The 21019-nt window shown below is 35.4% G+C and carries 18 protein-coding genes; 14 read left to right on the forward strand and 4 right to left on the reverse strand.

What is annotated here, in order from left to right; all coding sequences use genetic code 11:
* Positions 1–52: 52 nt before the first annotated feature.
* A complete protein-coding gene (locus tag FA045_RS01215) occupies positions 53–370 on the reverse strand; it encodes a rhodanese-like domain-containing protein (protein ID WP_136838965.1) in 318 nt (105 codons plus the stop codon).
* A gap of 666 nt (positions 371–1036) precedes the next feature.
* Between FA045_RS01215 and FA045_RS01220 the strand changes: the two genes are divergently transcribed.
* From FA045_RS01220 to FA045_RS01235, 4 genes are all read left to right on the forward strand, one after another.
* Positions 1037–2146: a DUF4407 domain-containing protein gene (locus FA045_RS01220; RefSeq protein ID WP_136873611.1), complete on the forward strand. Its 1110-nt coding sequence runs from the start codon at positions 1037–1039 to the stop codon at positions 2144–2146.
* Between the two features lie 183 nt (positions 2147–2329).
* Positions 2330–4159 carry a M61 family metallopeptidase gene (locus FA045_RS01225; RefSeq protein ID WP_136873613.1) on the forward strand — a complete coding sequence of 610 codons (1830 nt, stop codon included), beginning with the start codon at positions 2330–2332 and terminating at the stop codon, positions 4157–4159.
* A gap of 40 nt (positions 4160–4199) precedes the next feature.
* Entirely contained in the window at positions 4200–5513 is a 1314-nt protein-coding gene (locus FA045_RS01230) for a M20/M25/M40 family metallo-hydrolase (RefSeq protein ID WP_136873615.1), read from the forward strand.
* A gap of 21 nt (positions 5514–5534) precedes the next feature.
* Positions 5535–8834 (forward strand): S41 family peptidase, encoded by a 3300-nt coding sequence (locus tag FA045_RS01235; RefSeq protein ID WP_136873617.1) that lies wholly within the window; start codon positions 5535–5537, stop codon positions 8832–8834.
* A 58-nt stretch (positions 8835–8892) separates the two neighbouring features.
* Here FA045_RS01235 and FA045_RS01240 read toward each other — a convergent pair whose 3' ends face one another.
* Positions 8893–9390: a GNAT family N-acetyltransferase gene (locus FA045_RS01240; protein WP_136873619.1), complete on the reverse strand. Its 498-nt coding sequence runs from the start codon at positions 9388–9390 to the stop codon at positions 8893–8895.
* A 5-nt stretch (positions 9391–9395) separates the two neighbouring features.
* A complete protein-coding gene (locus tag FA045_RS01245; protein ID WP_136873621.1) occupies positions 9396–9962 on the reverse strand; it encodes a thiamine pyrophosphokinase in 567 nt (188 codons plus the stop codon).
* Positions 9963–10074: 112 nt separating this feature from the next.
* On the opposite strand from FA045_RS01245, the gene FA045_RS18995 reads away from it, so the two are divergent.
* From FA045_RS18995 to tsf, 6 genes are all read left to right on the forward strand, one after another.
* Complete coding sequence (locus tag FA045_RS18995; protein ID WP_262709596.1) at positions 10075–10245, forward strand: ORF6N domain-containing protein; 171 nt, start codon at positions 10075–10077, stop codon at positions 10243–10245.
* The gene (locus tag FA045_RS19115) at positions 10229–10294 is read left to right on the forward strand and encodes an ORF6N domain-containing protein (RefSeq protein ID WP_262709600.1); all 66 of its coding nucleotides are present in this window, start codon (positions 10229–10231) and stop codon (positions 10292–10294) included. The genes FA045_RS18995 and FA045_RS19115 overlap by 17 nt, the downstream gene beginning before the upstream one ends.
* Before the next feature lie 745 nt (positions 10295–11039).
* Positions 11040–11483: a 50S ribosomal protein L13 gene (rplM, locus tag FA045_RS01255; protein ID WP_136873623.1), complete on the forward strand. Its 444-nt coding sequence runs from the start codon at positions 11040–11042 to the stop codon at positions 11481–11483.
* Positions 11484–11499: 16 nt separating this feature from the next.
* Positions 11500–11886, forward strand: a complete 387-nt coding sequence (gene rpsI / locus FA045_RS01260) for a 30S ribosomal protein S9 (RefSeq protein ID WP_136873625.1) — start codon at positions 11500–11502, stop codon at positions 11884–11886.
* Positions 11887–11906: 20 nt separating this feature from the next.
* Positions 11907–12752 carry a 30S ribosomal protein S2 gene (gene rpsB / locus FA045_RS01265; protein WP_136873627.1) on the forward strand — a complete coding sequence of 282 codons (846 nt, stop codon included), beginning with the start codon at positions 11907–11909 and terminating at the stop codon, positions 12750–12752.
* Positions 12753–12853: 101 nt separating this feature from the next.
* Positions 12854–13699 carry a translation elongation factor Ts gene (gene tsf / locus FA045_RS01270; RefSeq protein WP_136873629.1) on the forward strand — a complete coding sequence of 282 codons (846 nt, stop codon included), beginning with the start codon at positions 12854–12856 and terminating at the stop codon, positions 13697–13699.
* Positions 13700–14145: 446 nt separating this feature from the next.
* On the opposite strand, the gene FA045_RS01275 is transcribed toward tsf, so the two are convergent.
* The gene (locus tag FA045_RS01275; RefSeq protein ID WP_136873631.1) at positions 14146–16176 is read right to left on the reverse strand and encodes an O-antigen ligase family protein; all 2031 of its coding nucleotides are present in this window, start codon (positions 16174–16176) and stop codon (positions 14146–14148) included.
* Positions 16177–16284: 108 nt separating this feature from the next.
* Between FA045_RS01275 and nagA the strand changes: the two genes are divergently transcribed.
* From nagA to FA045_RS01295, 4 genes are all read left to right on the forward strand, one after another.
* Entirely contained in the window at positions 16285–17409 is a 1125-nt protein-coding gene (gene nagA, locus FA045_RS01280) for an N-acetylglucosamine-6-phosphate deacetylase (protein ID WP_136873633.1), read from the forward strand.
* Positions 17410–17448: 39 nt separating this feature from the next.
* Positions 17449–18156 (forward strand): UMP kinase, encoded by a 708-nt coding sequence (pyrH, locus tag FA045_RS01285; protein WP_136873635.1) that lies wholly within the window; start codon positions 17449–17451, stop codon positions 18154–18156.
* Between the two features lie 41 nt (positions 18157–18197).
* Positions 18198–18761 carry a ribosome recycling factor gene (gene frr / locus FA045_RS01290; protein ID WP_136873637.1) on the forward strand — a complete coding sequence of 188 codons (564 nt, stop codon included), beginning with the start codon at positions 18198–18200 and terminating at the stop codon, positions 18759–18761.
* A 163-nt stretch (positions 18762–18924) separates the two neighbouring features.
* Positions 18925–20673 (forward strand): ABC transporter ATP-binding protein, encoded by a 1749-nt coding sequence (locus FA045_RS01295; protein WP_136873639.1) that lies wholly within the window; start codon positions 18925–18927, stop codon positions 20671–20673.
* The last annotated feature ends 346 nt before the right edge of the window (positions 20674–21019 follow it).

The following is a 21019-nucleotide window of genomic DNA, read 5'->3' on the forward strand; positions in this document are numbered from 1 at the left end:
TGAATATTCGCAAAACGCTACAGTCAATCATTCAAAACTCTCTCAATCAAAATTAGTAAACCGGCATATTCGGGTCGTAAGCTTCTTGCCAAGCTAAAATACCACCTTTTAAATTGTATAAGTTATCAAAACCGTGTAATTGCTCTAACTGCATAATGGCGGCAGCGCTTCTTTTACCGCTACGGCACTGTACAATTACAGGTTTATCTGTTGCAATTTTATCTGTTTCAATTAAAATACCACCCAAAGGGATGTTTAATCCATCTAAATTAGAGGTTTCGTACTCGAAAGTTTCTCTAACATCAATCAATTGAAAATCTTCTTTGTTATCTATTTTCTGTTTTAGTTCTTGTACCGAAATCTCTTTCATATTGGTTTGTTTTATTTGCTTTATGGAAATATGGAGCCTTTGATAATTTAAATAATCATCTTAAAAAATTATTGATTATTTAAATTATGTCGGGTTCATAATTTAATATTTTTTCAAATGTACAAAAATGAATAACAAGGTAAAGTCTTACGAAAGTCTAAAATTAAAATCTCATAATTTAATCGCCTTGAGATTAGATTATATTTTTTTCGAAGCGCTGTATTTGTTTGTAAGTGTTGCCGTATGGTTATGCTACAGGGACACATTAAGTTAAGCGTTGGCGTGGACGCCAACGCTGGAGTCTTCTCATGTGGGCGTCCTCGCTAAAATATTAATAATGCTAAACTTAATCACATTTCGTTACCACTGCACATTTGGCTAAACTATAATCTTATTTAGGCAAAATGCAATCGGGCTACCTAACTTTCATTATAAACCCGATCGAAACGGAAATACTTTTACCACTCTCGATTTCTCGGGATTAGGGGTAAAAGATTGTAGTGTAGAGCGGGGATATTGGCCGCCACCTGTTACCAAACGCTCATTTTCTAAAAAATAAGCTCTTCAATTAATTCACATTACCCAAATAGCTCAATAAAACGGAGTAAATTAGCATTGTAACAATTTTGGCAATTGACTATCTAATTACAACATTAAACCCTGCAAATGAAACAAATCTCCCGCTTTTTTTGGTTTTGCTCTGGCGTACACCTCGAAACTTTAGAAAAACATCCTACAGAACACAACAAGTATTTTGGTATTGGTGCAACCATATTTTTTACGGGTTTATTTGCGGCACTTTCTGGTGGTTACGCCATGTATTTTGTGTTTAAAGGTGGAGATTTTGCTTGGCTATTTGCCCTGTTTTTTGGCATTATTTGGGGCTTAGCCATTTTTAATATGGATCGCTATATTGTATCAAGCATCAATAAAAATGCATCAAACAATAAGCAATTTTGGCAAGCCACTCCTCGTATTTTATTGGCTATTATGATTGGTATGGTAATCTCGAGGCCGTTAGAATTAAAGATTTTTGATAAAGAAATTAAAGAGCGTTTAAACGTAAGTTACTTAAATGGGCAACGGTCTAAAATTGATACTTTAAACAAGGCTTTCGGCAAAAAATACACCATAGAAATTACTAAACTTAACACTGCCAAAGCCGAAAGAGATTCATTAGCTGCGGCCATAAAGGCGGATAGGCAAAAACTCAATTTTGAGATTTTTGGCAATAAAACCAATGAAACTTCGGGTGTAATGGGTTATGGCCCATATGCTAAAAGAAAGGAAGCAGAGCTGAAACAGCGGGAACAAAATTTAGATACTTTAACTAAAGATGTGCGCAAAATGGAAGCTTTTGTTGATGGAAGAAAACAGTTTGATGGCTTAATGACTGAGAAATTGTATACCAGTAAGCAATTAGACAGTTTAAGTAGCATTGCAGGTTTTGCAGATAGAAATTGGGCGTTGGGGCAATTGAGTTATAACGTTGATGGTACAAAAGATACTAATACCGCAATTGCAGTTACGTTTATAGGTTTATTATTTATCTTTTTTGAGTGTTTGCCTGTTTTTGTGAAACTAATGAGCAGCCGTGGCCCGTATGATTATGCGGTTGAAAATGTAGAAACTGCACACGTTCATATCTCAGGTAAGGATAAAGATTTTGAAATTGAAGTTGCAGATGGCATTCATGAAACTAGAGTTGGCACTGAAATAGAAAAACGAAAAGAACAGATTAGAAACAAGGCTCGTAGAGATTTGTCTGAGGAATAACCCGTTAACGTTTTGCCACTGGCTAATTTTTTATTTTAAGGCATCACTTTGTGTTCTTTGTGCCTTTGCGGTTTAAATTTTCGGTGCAACCAATTGTATCAAACCGTCGTCTTATCAGTAATAATTCTCACATAATTGTATTTTTTAGCGCAATAGCTTTAACTTAAAGGCAAATTTAGTTTGATGAAAAAAATTATACTCAGCTTAAGCTTATTTATAATCTCTTTAGCCGTTTTTGCACAACAGAACGCTATTTATTACGAAGTTAATTTTCCAAATGCCATACATCACGAAGCAGAAATTACCATGCTTTTAAGAGATGTGCCCGTTGGTCCGTTAAAGATAAGGATGAGCCGTTCATCACCAGGAAGATACGCTACACACGAATTTGGCAAAAACGTTTATAACTTAAAGGCTTTTGATGGCAGCGGAAAAGAATTAAAAATTACGCAGCCAGCAGGCGATGAATACACCATCCCAAATCATGGGGTAAGCGTGAGCATTACCTATACACTTTTTGGTAATTGGATTGACGGAACTTATGCAGGTTTTGATGAAACTCATGCACACATGAATATGCCTGCAACTTTTATTTATCCAATTGGTTGGGATAACAGAGCTAGAAAAGTAAAATTTATTTATGATGAAAAGCTGAATTGGAAAGTTGCTACGCAATTAAAGCAAGAGGAAAATGGAGTTTACAGTGCTCCAAATTTGCAGTATTTTATGGATAGCCCAACCGAAATTGCCGCTTACAAATCGGTTAGTTGGGATGTAAAATCTGCTGACGGAAAAACACAAACCATCCATTTAATTTCTCACTCTAATGATGAACTTTCTACTGTAGATAATTACGCTACAATGCTTAAAAAAGTTGTTGCCGAACAAGAAGCAGTTTGGGGCGAGTTGCCAAAGTTTGATCATGGTAATTATTACTTTTTACATGATGTTTTACCACAATACGCTGGTGATGGAATGGAGCATAGAAACTCTACTGTAATTGTACAGCGTACCCCAAAAATTGCAGGTTACGAATCTGGCTTGTTGGGCACTTTTTCTCATGAATTTTTTCATGCGTGGAATGTAGAACGATTAAGACCAAAAACATTAGAGCCTTTTAATTTCGAGCACTCGAACATAAGCGATGGTTTATGGTTAGCTGAAGGATTTACGCAATATTATGGCAATTTGTTATTAACCAGAGCAGGTTTTAGAACGCATGAAAACGCTGCTCAAACGTTCAATGGAATTATCAATACGGTTTTAACATCGCCTGGTGCTCAAAATTTTTCGCCAGTACAAGCCAGTCAGTATGCGGTTTTTGCTGATGCTGGTGTGGCAATAGATCAAACAAATAAAAGCAATATTTTCACCTCTTACTACATTTACGGCGCATCGGTTGCTTTAGCTTTAGATTTACGTTTACGGGCCGAGTTTAAGCTTTCGCTTGATGATTACATGAAAGCTTTATGGAAAGCACATGGTAAACCTGAAATTGCCTATACCATGCAAGATTTGGAGAAGGTTTTAGCTCAATTAACAAAAAATCCAGCTTTTGCTGCAGATTTTTTTAAAAACTATGTTCACGGAACGGCTAAAAATGATTACACAAAATTATTGCTTAATGCAGGCTATGTGTTAAGAAAAGCTAATCCTGGCAAGGCATTTACAGGTTTTGGGAGAGTGAATTTCGAAGATGGAAAAGCAACTTTAGGGGCAACTTTAAAAGGTACACCAGCTTACAATGCTGGTTTAGATATCGATAATATTATGGTAAGTATTGATGGTAATGAGGTAAAAGACCAAGCTTCGTTAAACAAAATAATTGAGTCTAAAAAACCTGGAGATGTAATTGAAATTACATACAGTTACCACGGACAAGAGAAAAAAACTCAACTTACCTTAGCAGAAAACCCAACATTAGAAATAGTTTCGATAGAAAAAACAGGCGGAATATTAACATCAGCAATGCAAACATTTAGAGACAATTGGCTAAACTCACAGATTAAATAAACCAACCCAAATCCCTGATGGGATTAAAATACAGAAGAATATGAAAAAAACAATTTACACACTCCTTGTCATTTTTGTAGCTAGTGTTGCAAATGCCCAAGACATCAATAAAATTATTACCAAAGATTACGTAGATCACTTGATTAAAACTTTGGCTGGCGACGAAATGCAAGGTCGTAGAACTTTTACGCCTGGCATTGATAAAGCTGCAACATTTATAGAAAACGAATTTAAGCAGATTGGTTTAAAACCACTTGAAGGTGCAACTGGCTATCGCCAAACTTTTTATAAATATCAATTAAAGCCAACTACAGTTTCAGTTACTATTGATGGGCAAGCTATACCAAGTGAAAACATAGTGGTAATGGGTAACAATTCAAAAGAACTTTCTTTTGATCAAACCAATAGCGATGGTTGGATTAAGCTAGATCCGAATAAAGATTTTTTGAGCCAATACAGGGTAATTAGTAGAAGTGGCAAAAAACAGTTGATTTTAGTTGATGTTAAATTTGTTGATATTTTTAAACGCTTACAAGGGCAAACCGGTAGGCCAGTTGACGAAAAAGATCTAAACACAGCAAAGCAAAGCGCTTTAGTTTTTGTACTCGATAAAGATACAGTTACCAAAGATTTTAAAGTTGATTTAAAAAACGAAGTGCTAAAAATGCCTTTATTTAATGTGGCTGGTATTATTCCGGGTAAATCTAAGGCGAAAGAATTAGTGGTGTTTTCTGGTCACTACGATCACATGGGCATAGTTCAGGCTAAAAATGGCGATAGCATTATGAATGGTGCTGACGATGATGCATCGGGTACATCTGCAATGATTGCTTTGGCTAAATATTATAAAAAAGCAAACAATAACGAGCGCACTTTAATTTTTGTGGCTTTTACTGCTGAGGAAGTTGGTGGGTATGGTTCGCAATATTTTTCGCAACAATTAAATCCTGATGATGTAGTTGCCATGTTTAACATCGAGATGATTGGGAAAGACAGTAAATTTGGTAAAAATACCGCTTTCATTACGGGTTATGATAAATCTGATTTCGGCAAAATTTTACAGAAAAACTTAGCAGGAACTGAATTTACTTTCCATCCAGATCCATACATTAAAGAGCAGTTGTTTTACAGAAGTGATAATGCAACCTTAGCTGCTCTTGGGGTTCCAGCACATACCATCAGTACCGATCAAATTGATGTTGATCCACATTACCATCAAGTTACCGACGAGTATAAAACCTTAGATGTAGAAAATATTTTATCAACCATAAAAGCAATTGCTAAAAGTGCGGTTAGCATAGTTAAAGGAATTGATACGCCAGCTCGTATCCCAAAATTAGCACCAAGACAATAAACCTTAAACCAAACAAACACAATGAAATTTAACAAACTAAATCAACTTTTTTTGTTGGCTGGTTTATCGCTTTGCTTAACAAAAACGGCAAATGCACAAAGTGATGAAACCTTATTGCTACGCAGCCCAGCGGTTAGCGCCAATAATCTAGCTTTTGTATATGGTGGCGATATCTGGATTTCGGATTTAAATGGCAGCAATGCTAAAAGATTAACAGTAAATCCAGCAGTAGAGCAATCGCCTGTTTTTTCTCCAAATGGGAAACATATCGCTTTTACGGGTAATTACGATGGCAATAGTGATATCTATATCATTCCGATAGAAGGTGGAGCACCAAAAAGAGTAACTTATCATCCGGGTAACGATGTGATTAGAGGTTGGCTAAATAATGAAGAGCTGTATTTCACGGCAGTTCGTGATTACAATTATACGCTAACCTCAAGAATGTATCGTATAAAGGCAGATGGAACCCAAGAAAAAGCTTTACCAATGCCAGAAGCTGTGCAAGGTTCGCCATCTGCAGACCAACGATATTGGGCTTATATTAAAAACACCGACCCATCAGACCGCTCTAATGTTGCTTTTAAACGTTACCGAGGCGGAGGCATGCCAAGCGTTTGGATTTTCGATACCAACACTAATGATATCGAAATTATTCCAGGCAATACCTCTAATAATGTAAAACCACAATTTGTTGGCAGCAAAGTTTATTACCTATCGGATAAAGATTTAACATTAAACTTGTATAGCTACGATGTAAAAACTAAAAAAGTAGATCAGTTAACTAAATTTAAAGATTTCGACATTAAATCTTTAGTTGCTGGTAATGGTAAATTGGCTTTTGAGCAGGGCGGAAAAATTCATGTTTTTGATCCTGCTACCAACAAAGAAACTGCAATTAGTATTAGTATACAGGCAGATGCGCCTTACAAACGTGTTAACTTTAAAGAATTAGCAAGTGATATTAGAGGATATGATATTTCGCCAAAAGGTGTTAGAGCTTTATTCGAAAGCCGCGGTGAAATTTTTACTGTTCCAAAAGAAAAAGGTGATGCAAGAAATATATCTAATTCGCCAGGCAGTTATGAAAAATATCCAGCTTGGTCGCCAGATGGAAAATACATTTCTTACTTATCTGATAAGAATGGAAAATACCAATTGGTATTACAAAATCAAGTAAGCAAAGGTGAGCCAGAATACATCAACTTAGGTAGCACACACTTCTATTTCTCGCCAACTTGGTCGCCAGATAGTAAAAAACTGTTTTACAGCGATAGTCACTTAAATTTATATTACATCGATATCAATACTAAAAAACCTGTATTGGTTAAACAAGATAATTTAGGTTCGCACACCAATAGAACATACAATCAATTACAGCCATCATGGTCGCCAGATTCTAAATGGATTTCTTATGTAGCAACTTTAGAAAGTGGAGTAAGCGCTATTTACATCTATAATTTAGAAAAAGCAACACATGCACAAGTAACTGATGGAATGAGTAACACCAACAATCCATCGTTTAGTAAAGATGGTAAATATTTATTCTGCACAGCAAGCACTGATATTGGTTTGGCTGGTAGCGGATTGCACATGTCGGCCTACCAACGCCCTGTTAGTTTTAATGCTTATGCTTTAATTTTAGCAAAAAAAACACCTTCTTTATATAAAACAGAAAGCGATGAAGAAAGCGTAAAACCAGAAGAGTCAGCGCCTAAAAAGGATGAGCCTAAAAAAGAGGATAAAAAAACTTCGGATAAGAAAGAAGCGGAAACAAAAGCTAAAACTCCAGAAGTTAAATCAATTGTTGTTGATTTAGATGATTTAAGTAATAGAATTATCGCTTTGCCAATAGCTAATGGCTTATCTTACTTAGATGGATCTATTGAAGGACAGCTCTTATATCTAAAAAACGGTGAGCTAAATGCTATCGATTTAAACAAAATGGAATCGAAATCTTTAGTTACTGGAATTAGCGGTTTTGGCATTAGTGCCGATGGGAAAAGTATGATTTATGCCTCAAGAGGTGGATATTTTATTGTTCCTGCAGCGCAAAAACCTGCTACACCCGAAACTGGAAAAGTGAAACTTGATGGAATTAAAGTTTTAGTAGATCCTGCTGCCGAGTGGAAACAAATGTTTAATGAAGTTTGGCAAATGGAGAAAGAATACTTTTATGTAGAAAACATGCATGGTGCAAATTGGCCAGCTGTAAAAGCTAAATACGAGAAGTTTTTACCTCATGTAAACCACCGTTCTGATTTAACCTATTTGTTTAACGAAATGATGGGCGAAATGGTGGTTGGTCACAATTACATTTATCCTGGCGATGAGCCAACTGCAACTGCTGTAGCTGTAGGAATGCTGGGTGCCGATTATGAAGTTGAGAATGGTTTTTATAAAATCAAAAAGATTTTTAACCGTTTAGATTGGAATCCAAGCTTTAAAGCACCATTAGCAGAGCCAGGTTTAAACATTAACGAAGGAGATTACATTGTTGCGGTTAATGGAGTTCCAGTTACTTCAACTACCTCAATTTATAGCTTGTTTGATTTTAAAGTAGGCAAACAAGTAGCTATTAAAGTAAATACAAAACCAAGTTTAACCGGTGCCAGAGAAGTTGTGGTTTTGCCAATTTCTATTGGAGCAGAAATGGAATTGAGAAAAATGGAATGGGTAGAGCGAAACCGTAAAAAAGTTGACCAAATGAGCAATGGCCAAATTGCTTATGTTTATATGCCCAACACTGGTCAGGATGGTTTTACTTATTTTAACAGGTACTATTTCTCGCAAATGGATAAAAAAGCATTGCTGTTAGACGAACGAAATAATGGTGGTGGTTCTGTAGCAGATTATGTAATTGATTTACTAAGCCGAGATTTAATTAGCTATTGGGCAATTAGAGATGGCAAAAGTTTTACCACACCAGGTAATGGTATTTTTGGTCCTAAAGCAATGCTGATTAATGAAAATGCTGGTTCTGGTGGCGATATGATGCCTTATATGTTTAAGCAGAAAGGTTTAGGACAATTGGTAGGTCGTACAACTATGGGTATTTTAGTTGGCATTAGCGGTTATCCTAAATTATTAGACGGAGGAAGTATTACCTCGCCAAACTTTGGTATTTATGATACTAAAGGCAAATGGATCATCGAAAATGAAGGTGTTGCACCAGATATTTTTATTGAGCAAACTCCCAAAGAATTAATAGAAGGTAGAGATCCGCAATTAGAAAGAACTGTAAAACTGTTGCAACAGGAAATGAAAACTTTCAAATATCCAAATGTAGCAAAGCCAAAAGATCCAATAAGAGGGAATTAATTCAATTGGCAGTTTTCAGTTGGCAATTGTCAATTGAAAACTGTGAATTTGAGAACTGTTAACTGATCTCAATTTCCATCACATAATCATTCATATAGAAACCGTTGCCGATATTCACGTCAACGGTTTCTTTTATTTTAAAGCCAATTTTCTGGTAAAAATCAGCTGCTTTATTATTTCTGTTTACGTTAAGTTGTAAAAATTTTCCGCCTTCGCGAACAGCTAAATTTTTAACCTCGTTAATTAAAATTTTACCTACACCTTTACCATGCATTTCTGGTAAAACATATAATTTGTGTAGTTTATAAGTGGCAGTTTCTGGTTCAATTAGCGATGAGCAAGCAAAACCCACATCTTCTTTGCCATCATCAGCAATGATAAAATTGTAACCTTCTTGCAGCTGAAAAAGAAGTTCTGCTTTACTGTACATTAAGTCTAACATGTATCTTAACTGTTCTTCGCTAATGTATTCACTGTAGGTTTGTGGCCAAATTCGCTCAGCTAAATCGCTGATAATTTGTAAATCAGCCTCTTTCGCTTTTCTTAAAAGTATCATGATAATTAATTCAAAGGCTCAGACAAAAACAAATAATCTACCATAAAATTGAAGCTTACAAAACCATCTTTTATCACTACAAAATCTCCATTATCTATTTGCTTTAAATTATCGGTTTCAAAGTAAGCCACTATGTCTATCTTAAAAATTGAGCCTGCTGGTTTCCACACACTAAAATCCTTTTTTACAGCATAACTTTTTTCGGTTTCAGTAAATAAAACAATGTTGATGTCGTTTAAAAAACAAGCCAGATCATCAAATTTATTCTCTACACTAATGATATTTACTGCCGGATATTTTTCTGAGATTAAATATTTTACCACTGTAGGCAAACTTTCATGAGGGGTAAACATCCACTTTGTGTTTTCTTGAGTGTTCAAGTTTTCATCATTACCAAAAACAATATCCACTTTTAAGCCCATCGAAATTACCTTTTCATACTCGCTTGCAGCAACAATTAAAGTTGGGCTCCATTCTAAAAGTTGCCCTAAATATTCTTCATCAAAGTTACCTAAATGATGAATATACAATGCTGGTTCTTGTTTTTCTCTAACTATGTGATGTGATGACATGAAGCGAAGATATAAATTTATTGCTGGAGAAGAATAATGGAAGATAGCTAAATTTTGATGTCATAATTTGTGACCTCCAAAAGCCAAAATAAATTTTATATTTAATATACCTATGACCAACAAACAAAACCTTGCAATACTATCAGATGATATTGTTGTAAACAAAATTTATGTGATCAGAAACCAAAAAGTGATGCTAGACCGTGATTTAGCGGAACTTTATGGGGGTAGAAACACGAGTTTTAAAGCAAGCTGCAAAGAGAAATATAGACAGATTTCCTGAAGACTTTATGTTTGAGCTTACTAAAAGTGAATTGGAGAATTGGAAGTGAAAATTTGTGACCTCCAATTCTGATAAGATGGGATTGCGCTATTCTCCTTTTGCTTTTGCCTAACATGGCGTATTAATGTTATCAAGCATATTAAATAGCCAACAAGCCATACAAGTGAACATTCAAATTGTAAGAATTTTTACAAGGTTGAGAAATTTGTTGAGTGAATATAGCAAGCTTTATAACCACCCCGCCTTGCAGGCACCCCTCCAATGGAGGGGAATTGCGACCTAAATTCCCCTCCATTGGAGGGGTGGTCGAAGACCGGGGTGGTTTGATTTTTAAGAACTTGTTTTTGGCTATTTAGATAAGCTAATTGATAAGGAAAACCAGCCAAGAAAACGAATTGGTTTTAAGCCTGATGATTTGTAGCCTAATTTGCAACCCTCTTTTCTTTCATTGTATTTGCCGTAAAAGCTGGATTGCAGCGATATCCTTTATTTTCTATTGAGCTTTGACAACTTTAATAGCAAGGCTGAAAGAAAGTTGTCAAAGCTGAAAATAAAGATTTAGCGCAAAGCCAGACTGCCAATCAAAAGAACCATAAATCCTTGCTTTACCCCTTAAACCCCCTAAAGGGGACTTTGAACAGATAAACAGCAGGTTTCGATAAATAAAAAGCCCCTTTAGGGGTTGGGGTAATTTTTTTCTCTCAACTCTTTGACAATTAAAGTATTCTCCCTATCTTTGCAGTCCCTAAAAAACAGGGAATAAAAATATTTTTTAACAAATTAAATAAAAGCAAGTGAATACGTTAAGTTACAAAACTGTCTCTGCCAATGCCAAAACTGTTAATAAACAGTGGGTTGTAGTTGATGCACAAGGAGAGATTTTGGGGCGCTTGTCTTCTAAAATCGCTATGATTATTAGAGGAAAACACAAGCCTGAATTTACCCCAAACGTAGACTGCGGTGATAACGTTATTGTTATTAATGCAGACAAGGTAAAATTGACTGGAAACAAGTTTAGCGATAAACAATATGTTTCTTATACTGGTTATCCAGGTGGTCAAAAATTTATTTCTCCTAAAGAATTAATGGCAAAACACCCTACTCGCGTAGTTGAGAAGGCTGTTCGTGGTATGTTACCAAAAACTAAATTGGGCAAAAAATTGTACACCAATCTTTTTGTTTACGCTGGAGATGCACACCCGCACTCGGCACAAGCACCAAAAACCATTAAACTTTAATTAAAAGAGAAAAGAAATGTCAGTTACAAATACTTCAGGTAGAAGAAAAACTGCAGTTGCCCGTATCTATTTAAAAGAAGGCAGCGGCATTATTACCGTTAACGGTAAAGACCACAAAGAATATTTCCCAACATTACCATTACAATACGTTGTTAACCAAGCTTTAGAAGTTTCTGAATTGCTAGGTAAATATGATGTTACTGTAAATGTAAAAGGTGGTGGAGTTACAGGACAAGCAGGAGCTGTTCGCTTAGCAATTGCTAAGGCTATTGTTGAATTAGATGCTGAGAAAAAACCAGCATTACGTGCTAAAGGGTTAATGACCCGTGATATGCGTATGGTTGAACGTAAAAAACCAGGACGTAAAAAAGCACGTAAGAAATTCCAATTCAGTAAACGTTAATCTTAAAGGAGACAAACACAATGGCAAGAACTACATATCAAGACTTATTGGATGCAGGTGTACACTTTGGTCACCTTACCCGCAAATGGAATCCGAAAATGGCACCATATATTTTTATGGAACGCAATGGGATTCACATTATAGATTTAAACAAAACTTTAACTAAAACTGAAGAAGCTGCAGCAGCGATTAAACAAATCGTAAAATCAGGTCGTAAGATCTTATTCGTAGCAACTAAAAAACAAGCTAAAGAAATTGTTGCTGAACAAGCAAAAAAAGTAAACATGCCTTTCGTAACCGAGCGTTGGTTAGGTGGTATGTTAACCAACTTTGCAACTGTTCGCAAGTCAATTAAAAAGATGGTTACCATCGATAAAATGACTAAAGACGGTACTTACTCAATTCTTTCTAAGAAAGAGCGTTTGATGATCCAACGTGAGCGTATCAAATTAGAAAGTTTATTAGGTGGTATTGCAGATTTAAACCGTTTACCGGCTGCAATTTTCTTAATCGACGTTAAAAAAGAGCATATTGCTGTAGCAGAAGCGATGAAATTAAACATCCCAACTTTTGCAATGGTTGATACTAACTCTGATCCATCTAACATCGATTTCCCAATTCCTGCAAATGATGATGCAACAAAATCAATTTTATTGATTACTGATGTAATTATCAAAGCAATTGAAGAAGGATTAGACGAGCGCAAGCGCGAAAAAGATGATGAAGCTGAAAAAGAAGCTGTAGCTGTTAAAACTGCTGCTGATGCTCCAGAATCTAAAGAGCCTAGAGCTGCTGGCGAGAAAAGACCAACTAAAAAAGAAACTGCTGAAGCACAAGCTGGAGCAGAAGATTCTACAGAAGGATAAACTCCTAGTCCCTAAAGGGGGAAAGGTTTAAAATAAATAAAATTAATAACTTACTCACAAGTCCCGATTTATCGGGATTTGCGGGTTAAAAAACATACAAAATGTCAACAGTACAAATTACTGCCGCAGATGTAAATAAACTACGCCAACAAACTGGCGCTGGTATGATGGATTGCAAAAAAGCTTTAGTAGAAGCTAATGGCGATTTCGAAGCTGCGGTTGATTTATTGCGTAAAAAAGGTCAAAAAGTAAGTGCGGCTCGTTCAGGTAATGCTACTTCAGAAGGTCTAGTATCAATCGCTGTTTCAGCAGATGGTACAAATGGTAAATTAGTTGCTTTAGCTTGCGAAACTGAACCAGTTTCTAAAGTTGAAGATTTCCGTAATTTAGCTCAGGCTGTTTTAGCTGCTGCAGTTGCTAATAATCCTGCTAATGCAGAAGAATTAGCAGCTATTACATTAGAAGATGGACGTACAGTTGCAGAAACAATTACTGAATTAACTGGTAAAATCGGCGAGAAAATCGTTATTCAAGAGTATGCAAATGTATCTGGCGAAAAAATCGTTTCTTACATCCACTCTAACGGTAAAATGGGCGTTTTAGTAGTATTTGAAGGTGCAAATGGTGTTGATATTACTGATGCTGGTAAAGATGTTGCAATGCAAATTGCTGCAATGAACCCAGTTGCTGTTGATAAAGACGGTGTTGATCCAGCAACTATCGAGCGTGAAATCGAAATTGCTAAAGATGTTATTCGTCAAGAAGGTAAACCAGAAGAAATGGTTGAAAAAATTGCAGCTGGTAAATTGAACAAATTCTACAAAGACAGTACTTTATTAAACCAAGAGTTTGTTAAAGACGGTTCGATGGATGTACGTAAATTTTTAGACAATACTTCTAAAGGTTTAACTGTAACAGCTTTCACAAGAGTACAATTAGGCGCTTAATTTTAAGCTTACTACAATATTAAAAAGTCTCGATTTATCGGGACTTTTTTTGTTTAGTTATGTCCGTCATTGCCAGCTTGACTGGCAATCGTAATGCTATACGCTGGAAGTTAAACTTATTAATACGTTTTCAAGACAGATTCTCAATGTCTTCAAGATTTTTTTGGTAAAGCAAAATCCTTTTCCACATTATCGTTCGTCCCGCTATTTGTTCCAATTTTTTGCGCTTCGACTACGCTCAGCGTGACAAAAATTTTCACTGCTATCGGGTTTGTAAAACTCAGGATTGTGAAATTATTTGCAGTTGCATAGCTTAAAACGTAACGCTGTTGTGAGGTTGTAGCTCGTGCCAAAATTATAAGTCCGAGCTGCAAGCTCGAACTAGTAAGGGATATATTTAACTTAAGCTTGTGCAATTATTTACAGTTGCAATATGCAAACCTATATTATGGTAAATAAGGTTTTAAACCAAGCATGGTTGCATCGGTAGGATAAAGTTTTAAGCCTTCATTAACAATTTTTTTAACTTCCGTTTTACTATAATCACTATAAAATAGCGATTCTGCATAATAAGAATAGGATTGCTGGTCTTTTCGATACTTATTATACTGATTGAAAAGCTTTTGCACTTCTTTAACATCTTTGTGTACTCTGGCCAAATAACTAGCCATTCTAAAATAATAGAAATGTCTAGGTTTAGCATAAGCTGCTTTTTTGCCATATTTAAAGGCGCTGTCTAACTGCTTCTTTTCTAGGTAAATATTACATTTCAAATAATCGCCATAAACTAAATTTGGCATTTGATAATGTACGCTGTCTAACAGTTTAATTGCCTCATCAAATCTTTTTTCCTTTTGCAAGTATTTTGCTTTTTTAAAGCCAATAGTCTCAGAGTTTTCTCCAATGTTTGGCATCTCCGGAAACATTAGGTTAACATCCTCGTATTTTAATTTTGGCATCGCAGTATCTATCCCATCTATTGCGGCCAAATCATTATCTACTTTGTATTGTGCTCTAGACGAGTTAAAAACCATCGCGTTTACATAAATAGTGCTTATGCAAAGTAATATCGCTAGCCCAGCAAATACCTTTAAAGGTTTATTTGTACTGCTAACTATAAAAAGTGGTTTACCATTACGCCAGCTTACAATAAATAAGGCAAGAGCCAATGCAAAAAGGAATTGTATGTTTGGTCTTTCTGCCGGAAAATTAAAAAATGCATCAACAAAATAACCACTCAAGGCAGCAAAAGTTATGATTGCGATTGTTTTTGCTTCTAAACTTCTATCAGAACTTAAAATCTTTACAGTTAAATAAAAAGCAATTATAAAAATAGATAAATAAATGAGGGCATTTGGTACACCAGTTTCTCCAGCAACTTCAATAAAATCATTATGTGGATGTTTGGAGAATACATTATCATCTAATATAGTGTTGGTGTATAATGGAGTGTATAATTTCCAGTTCCCTAAACCAACGCCAATAAATGGTTTTTCTTTAATTAAGTCTATCGATTTTTTCCAATAGGCAAGTCTAATATTTGTTTCGCTAGTATTTTGTTCTGCTAAAGTGCCTAGCCTAGTGGCTACCGTACCATATGTAGAACTTTTATCTTTAGTCGCATTTTTTAAGCTATGCTGACTTACCATAAAACTTAGTAATAAAACAACAATGATGTAACTGGTATTAAATAGATGCTTTTTTGATTTTAAATCTTTCCATCTGAGGTAAGCCATACCGATAGTTATGATGGTTAATTCTAAAATTAGACCTAAAAATGCTGCCCTTGCATTTATTAAAAACACCGAAAATAGGCATAGAAAGAGACTTAAAATGGCTACTACTTTTAATAAAGATCGACGTGTAATTATGCAGTAAATAATAAATGGAAGTTTGATGATAAAAGCAGCTGCAAATACATTTTTATTGCCAGTGGTTCCTTGTAAATCGTTAATTAATACATCAATTGGAGTTTTGTTAACATTTTTATAAAAGTAAGTTACGCTTTCAAAACCTTGCATTAGCGCCAAAAATGTAATAACTAAGGCAATATTTTTTATTAAGTGCAATTTGTTAAATAGTAAAACACCAAGAACAAGAAAGGCCAAAACGGTGGTTAAAACTCTGCTGTAAACTACCAAACCCTCTACAGGATTTAGCGCTAAAATTATTGAAACACCAGATATAAAGGTAAAGAGTAAATAAGGGATGCTTATGGCATTTCTAAATACAGATTTTAACTGAAAAGGATCAATTAAATTTTTATTGCTAAAAATGTAAGACAGAGAAAGAAAATTTAAAGCCGCAATCAATAGCCAATGTAACCCCATTTGGTCTTGAATTTCTATTTTCGGAGACATTTCTATGAGTAGGTAAAGCGTAATAATAACCGTACAAATATGATCGCTAAAATCGATAGATTTTTCTTGTAAATTTGGCTTTGTAAATGTTGTGCTTTTATTTGCTTTTTTGCTCATCTTCCTTTCAATATTTGGAGAAATTTACAAAATTTTATAATAAATAGTAAATTATGAAACACGATTTATCGGTGTTTAAACACGTATTTGCCTGCAATTTTTGATATCATGATAGCCATAACTAACAGCCGTTTTTTTAAAGATAATGAGTTAATTGCCAACCAAACGGTATTAATTAATGAAGGTAAAATTGTAGCATTTACCGATGGAACCTTACCAAACGGTTACGAAATAATTGATGCAGAACAAGATTATTTAGTGCCAGGCTTTATTGAGTTACAAATTTATGGTAGCGGTGGCAATTTATTTTCTGCTTACCCCAGTGTAGAAACCTTAGCACAAATGGATGCAGATTTAATTAGCAAAGGCACAACAAGTTTTTTAGCCTGTGTTGCTACAAACTCTCCCGAAATCGTTCGTCAGTCAATAGAAGCAGCAAAAGCATATCGCCCAAAGGCAAAAAGTTTTATGGGTTTACACCTCGAAGGCCCATATTTAAATGTAAAGCGAAGAGGCGCACATATTTCTAAATTTATCAAAAAAGCAACTTTAGAAGAAGTTAAAGCTGTGCTTGAACATGCAGATGGAGTGGTTAAAATGATGACAATTGCTCCAGAATTACAAGATGATGAAGTAATACAGCTTTTATTGGATAACAATATAGTGCTTTCTATGGGGCATAGCGATGCTACCTTTGAGCAGGCAACTGAAGCTTACAACAAAGGGATAGTTACAACAACACACTTGTTTAACGCAATGCCGTCAATCCATCATCGTGAGCCAAATTTACCAACTGCTTTTTTTAATCACCCAACAGCTTTGGCAAGTATCATCGCCGATGGCAGCCATGTAAATTTTGAAGCGATAAAATTGAGCTATAAATTGGCTAAAGGTAGATTGTTTTTAATTACGGATGCCGTTACTGCTTGTAATATCGGACCATACCAACATCAATTGGTGGGCGATAAATTTATTACTCCAGATGGCACACTTTCTGGCTCGAATATTACTTTGGTTGATGCGGTTAGAAATTGTGTTGATAACTGTGATATTCCTTTAAATGACGCATTAAATATGGCTAATTTAATCCCCACACAGGTTATAGGCAAACAAGATGAGCTAGGTAAAATAGCAATCGGTTATGCTGCTAACCTAATAATTTTAGATCAATCTCTTAAGACTAAGGAAATTATTTTTCAAGGAAAGAAAGTTAATTCAACCTTTCAACATTAATACTTTCCAACTTTAAAACATTTACCTATTTTTGAGGTCATGAAGTACAAACGGATTTTACTGAAACTAAGCGGCGAATCGTTAATGGGCGATAAGCAATACGGAATTGATAATGAGCGTGTTAAACAGTACGCCGAAGACATTAAAGCAGTTCACGACAAAGGTCTTGAAATAGCAATTGTAATTGGTGGCGGTAACATTTTTAGAGGCTTAAGTGCAGAAAAATCTGGTATGGATAGAGCACAAGCTGATTACATGGGCATGTTAGCTACCGTAATTAACAGTATGGCTTTGCAAGATGCGTTAGAAAAAGTTGGTTTAAAAACCCGTTTGTTATCAGCCATTAAAATGGAACAAATTTGCGAACCATTTGTACGCAGGAGAGCTGTTCGTCACTTAGAAAAAGGCAGAGTAGTTATTTTTGGTGCAGGAACCGGCAACCCTTATTTTACTACAGATTCTGCAGCAGCATTAAGAGCGATTGAAATTAACGCAGATGCTGTTCTAAAAGGAACTCGTGTTGATGGAATTTATACCGCAGATCCAGAGAAAGATCCTACTGCAACAAAATATTCGGAAATTACTTTTAGAGAAGTATATGCAAAAGGTTTAAATGTAATGGACATGACTGCATTTACACTTTGCGAAGAAAATAAAGTGCCAATCATCGTATTTGATATGAACAAACATGGCAACTTTATGAAAATTGCCAACGGCGAAGAAATAGGGACCTTGGTACAGGGCTAGTTTTAAGCTTTTTTTATATTTTTGTATAAACACTACAAATCATGAATGACCTCATAAAGAAACAATTGGTAGATGCTCAGGCAACAATGGATAAAGCAATTGCACATTGCGAAGCTGAACTAACTAAAATAAGAGCTGGTAAAGCATCAGCAGGTATGTTAGATGGAATTATGGTTGACTATTACGGTACACCAACTCCACTAGCTCAAGTTGGTGGTATTACTACGCCAGATGCTCGTACCTTAATTATCCAACCTTGGGAAAAATCTTTATTGGTTCCTATCGAAAGAGCAATTATGGAAGCTAACATTGGTATCAACCCACAAAATGATGGTATAATTATCCGTTTGGTTGTGCCACCTTTAACAGAAGAACGCCGTAAAGATTTAGTTAAAAAAGTTAAGGAGGAAGCAGAAAGAGGCCGTATCACTGTTCGTAATATCCGTAAAGATGCCAACAGCAAAATCCAAAAATTAAAAGGCGAAAGTGTTTCTGACGATGAAATTAAAACCGGTGAAGGCGAAGTGCAAAAGATTACCGATGCTTACATCTTAAAAGTTGATAAACACGCAGAAGTGAAAGAAAAAGATATCATGACGATATAGTAGATTCTTATTGCATAAGCAATCACTATATCGCTAAAATGTAATATAAAAGGGAATGTAGCTAAGCTTCATTCCCTTTGTTTATTTTTGCACCCCAAAACAAACCGAGAGTGCGAGTTCATTAATGCAATTTATAAAACTCAAACCCATTAATAAACAACACATGAAATTACTGCTCAACTATTTAAAAGATTACAAGTGGATTGTAGTGCTTGCATTGGTACTTGCATCTTTTAACATTGGTTTCTCACTAATGGATCCATATTTTACCGGACAAATATTAGATAAATATATCAACAGACATACTGAATTAAGCAGGGAGGAATATATCTGGGGTGTTTTAGGTTTGGTTGGCTTAGCTGTTGGTGCGGCAATGGTATCAAGAATCGCCAAAAACTTACAAGATTATTTTACCAGCATTATTGTACAAAAAGTTGGTGCCAAAATGTACGCTGATGGTTTAAAGCATTCACTAGAATTGCCTTATCAGGTATTTGAAGATCAACGAAGTGGAGAAACCTTAGGTATTTTACAAAAAGTAAGAACTGATAGTGAGAAATTTATCACCTCGTTTATTAGTATATTATTTGTAAGCTTAATTGGATTAATCTTCGTAATCGTTTATTCACTAAGCGTAAGCTACAAGGTTTCGTTAATTTATGCAGCTTCTATTCCAATTATTAGTTTTTTAAGCTGGTTTTTGAGCAGAAAAATTAAAACCATCCAACGTTCTATTATTGCAGAAACAACAGCTTTGGCAGGTTCTACTACCGAGTCATTACGTAATATCGAATTGGTGAAAAGTTTAGGATTGGCTAGTCAAGAGATTGACCGTTTAAACAAAACTACCTACAAAATTTTAGGTTTAGAGCTACGTAAAGTAAAATATGTACGTAGCATGAGTTTTGTACAAGGCACAACGGTAAATTTGGTTCGTAGTACCATGGTAGTGGTTTTATTGATGCTAATATTTGATAAAGCAATTACACCAGGTCAATATTTTTCTTTCTTGTTTTACTCGTTTTTCTTATTTGGTCCGCTACAAGAATTGGGCAATGTAATTTTAGCTTGGCGTGAGGCCGAGGTTTCGTTGGGTAATTTTAAAAAGATTTTAAATACACCAATTGATGTTAAACCAGCTAATCCTGCTAAGATAGAAAAGGTAGAAACTTTAGCTTTTGAAAACGTAAGTTTTAAACATTTGTCTGGCAAACACAATGCTTTAAACGGAGTTAGTTTTGCTGTAAATAATGGGGAAACTATTGCTTTTGTTGGTCCATCTGGTTCTGGTAAAACAACTTTAGTTAAACTCTTAGTGGGTTTATACCAACCTGTAGAAGGAGAAGTTTTTTACAACAAAATTTCTGGCAAAAAGATAGATTTAGATCAGCTCCGAGAAAAAATTGGCTTTGTAACGCAAGATACGCAGCTTTTCTCAGGTACGATACGAGAAAATTTACAATTTGTAAAACCAAATGCAAGCGACGAGCAAATTATGAAAGTGTTGCATCAGGCGGCTTGCCATAATTTGTTGGCAAGAGCTGATAAAGGTTTAGATACCGTAATTGGTGAAGGTGGCGTTAAAGTTTCGGGCGGCGAAAAACAACGTTTATCCATTGCTAGAGCCTTATTGCGTAATCCTGATATTTTGGTGTTTGATGAGGCAACCTCTTCATTAGATTCCTTAACCGAAGAAGAAATTACCGCAACTATTCGTGATGTTTCTGTTTTAACCAGTCATATTACCATTTTAATTGCTCACCGTTTATCAACCATTCGCCATGCAGATCGAATTTTTGTATTGGAGAAAGGAAACATCATTGAGCAAGGTAAACACGCAGATTTATTGACCGAAAAAGGTTTGTATTACGCCATGTGGAGACAGCAGGTTGGGGAACGTTTAGATAGTTAGGCAAAATTTGTCATTCTGAACATAGTGAAGAATCTCTATCCCTAATTCCAATATTAAATTCCTTGCTCAAAATCTTTACAGGCTGTTCCTCGGAGTCGCAATGTTTTCAGTCGTTTCGTTGTACCCAGCTTGACTGGGTATCGTAATGCTTAAATCTATTGAAAAACAATGTCAGTTTTTCATCGGCAATTGTAGTCCCGCCAATGCTATCATATTTTTGTGCTTCGACAAGCTCAGCATGACAAAAATATTAAAGCTAAATCGGAGCCTGTCTGCCTTTGGCTGATTTAATTAACAAAGTTGGTGGTTCTTGGCAAATTGCAGCCCCTAATAGTAGCAAAAAACT

It is taken from the genome of Pedobacter cryotolerans (assembly GCF_005116475.1).
GTDB lineage: Bacteria > Bacteroidota > Bacteroidia > Sphingobacteriales > Sphingobacteriaceae > Pedobacter > Pedobacter cryotolerans.

Coding starts and splice junctions, on each gene's coding strand:
- FA045_RS01220 (WP_136873611.1), top strand. CDS start 1,037: ATGAAACAAATCTCCCGCTTTTTTTGGTTTTGCTCTGGCGTACACCTC.
- nagA (WP_136873633.1), top strand. CDS start 16,285: ATGATAGCCATAACTAACAGCCGTTTTTTTAAAGATAATGAGTTAATT.
- FA045_RS01235 (WP_136873617.1), top strand. CDS start 5,535: ATGAAATTTAACAAACTAAATCAACTTTTTTTGTTGGCTGGTTTATCG.
- tsf (WP_136873629.1), top strand. CDS start 12,854: ATGTCAACAGTACAAATTACTGCCGCAGATGTAAATAAACTACGCCAA.
- FA045_RS01225 (WP_136873613.1), top strand. CDS start 2,330: ATGAAAAAAATTATACTCAGCTTAAGCTTATTTATAATCTCTTTAGCC.
- FA045_RS01215 (WP_136838965.1), bottom strand. CDS start 370: ATGAAAGAGATTTCGGTACAAGAACTAAAACAGAAAATAGATAACAAA.
- FA045_RS01230 (WP_136873615.1), top strand. CDS start 4,200: ATGAAAAAAACAATTTACACACTCCTTGTCATTTTTGTAGCTAGTGTT.
- FA045_RS01245 (WP_136873621.1), bottom strand. CDS start 9,962: ATGTCATCACATCACATAGTTAGAGAAAAACAAGAACCAGCATTGTAT.
- FA045_RS18995 (WP_262709596.1), top strand. CDS start 10,075: ATGACCAACAAACAAAACCTTGCAATACTATCAGATGATATTGTTGTA.
- pyrH (WP_136873635.1), top strand. CDS start 17,449: ATGAAGTACAAACGGATTTTACTGAAACTAAGCGGCGAATCGTTAATG.
- FA045_RS01295 (WP_136873639.1), top strand. CDS start 18,925: ATGAAATTACTGCTCAACTATTTAAAAGATTACAAGTGGATTGTAGTG.
- FA045_RS01240 (WP_136873619.1), bottom strand. CDS start 9,390: ATGATACTTTTAAGAAAAGCGAAAGAGGCTGATTTACAAATTATCAGC.
- frr (WP_136873637.1), top strand. CDS start 18,198: ATGAATGACCTCATAAAGAAACAATTGGTAGATGCTCAGGCAACAATG.
- rpsI (WP_136873625.1), top strand. CDS start 11,500: ATGTCAGTTACAAATACTTCAGGTAGAAGAAAAACTGCAGTTGCCCGT.
- FA045_RS01275 (WP_136873631.1), bottom strand. CDS start 16,176: ATGAGCAAAAAAGCAAATAAAAGCACAACATTTACAAAGCCAAATTTA.
- rpsB (WP_136873627.1), top strand. CDS start 11,907: ATGGCAAGAACTACATATCAAGACTTATTGGATGCAGGTGTACACTTT.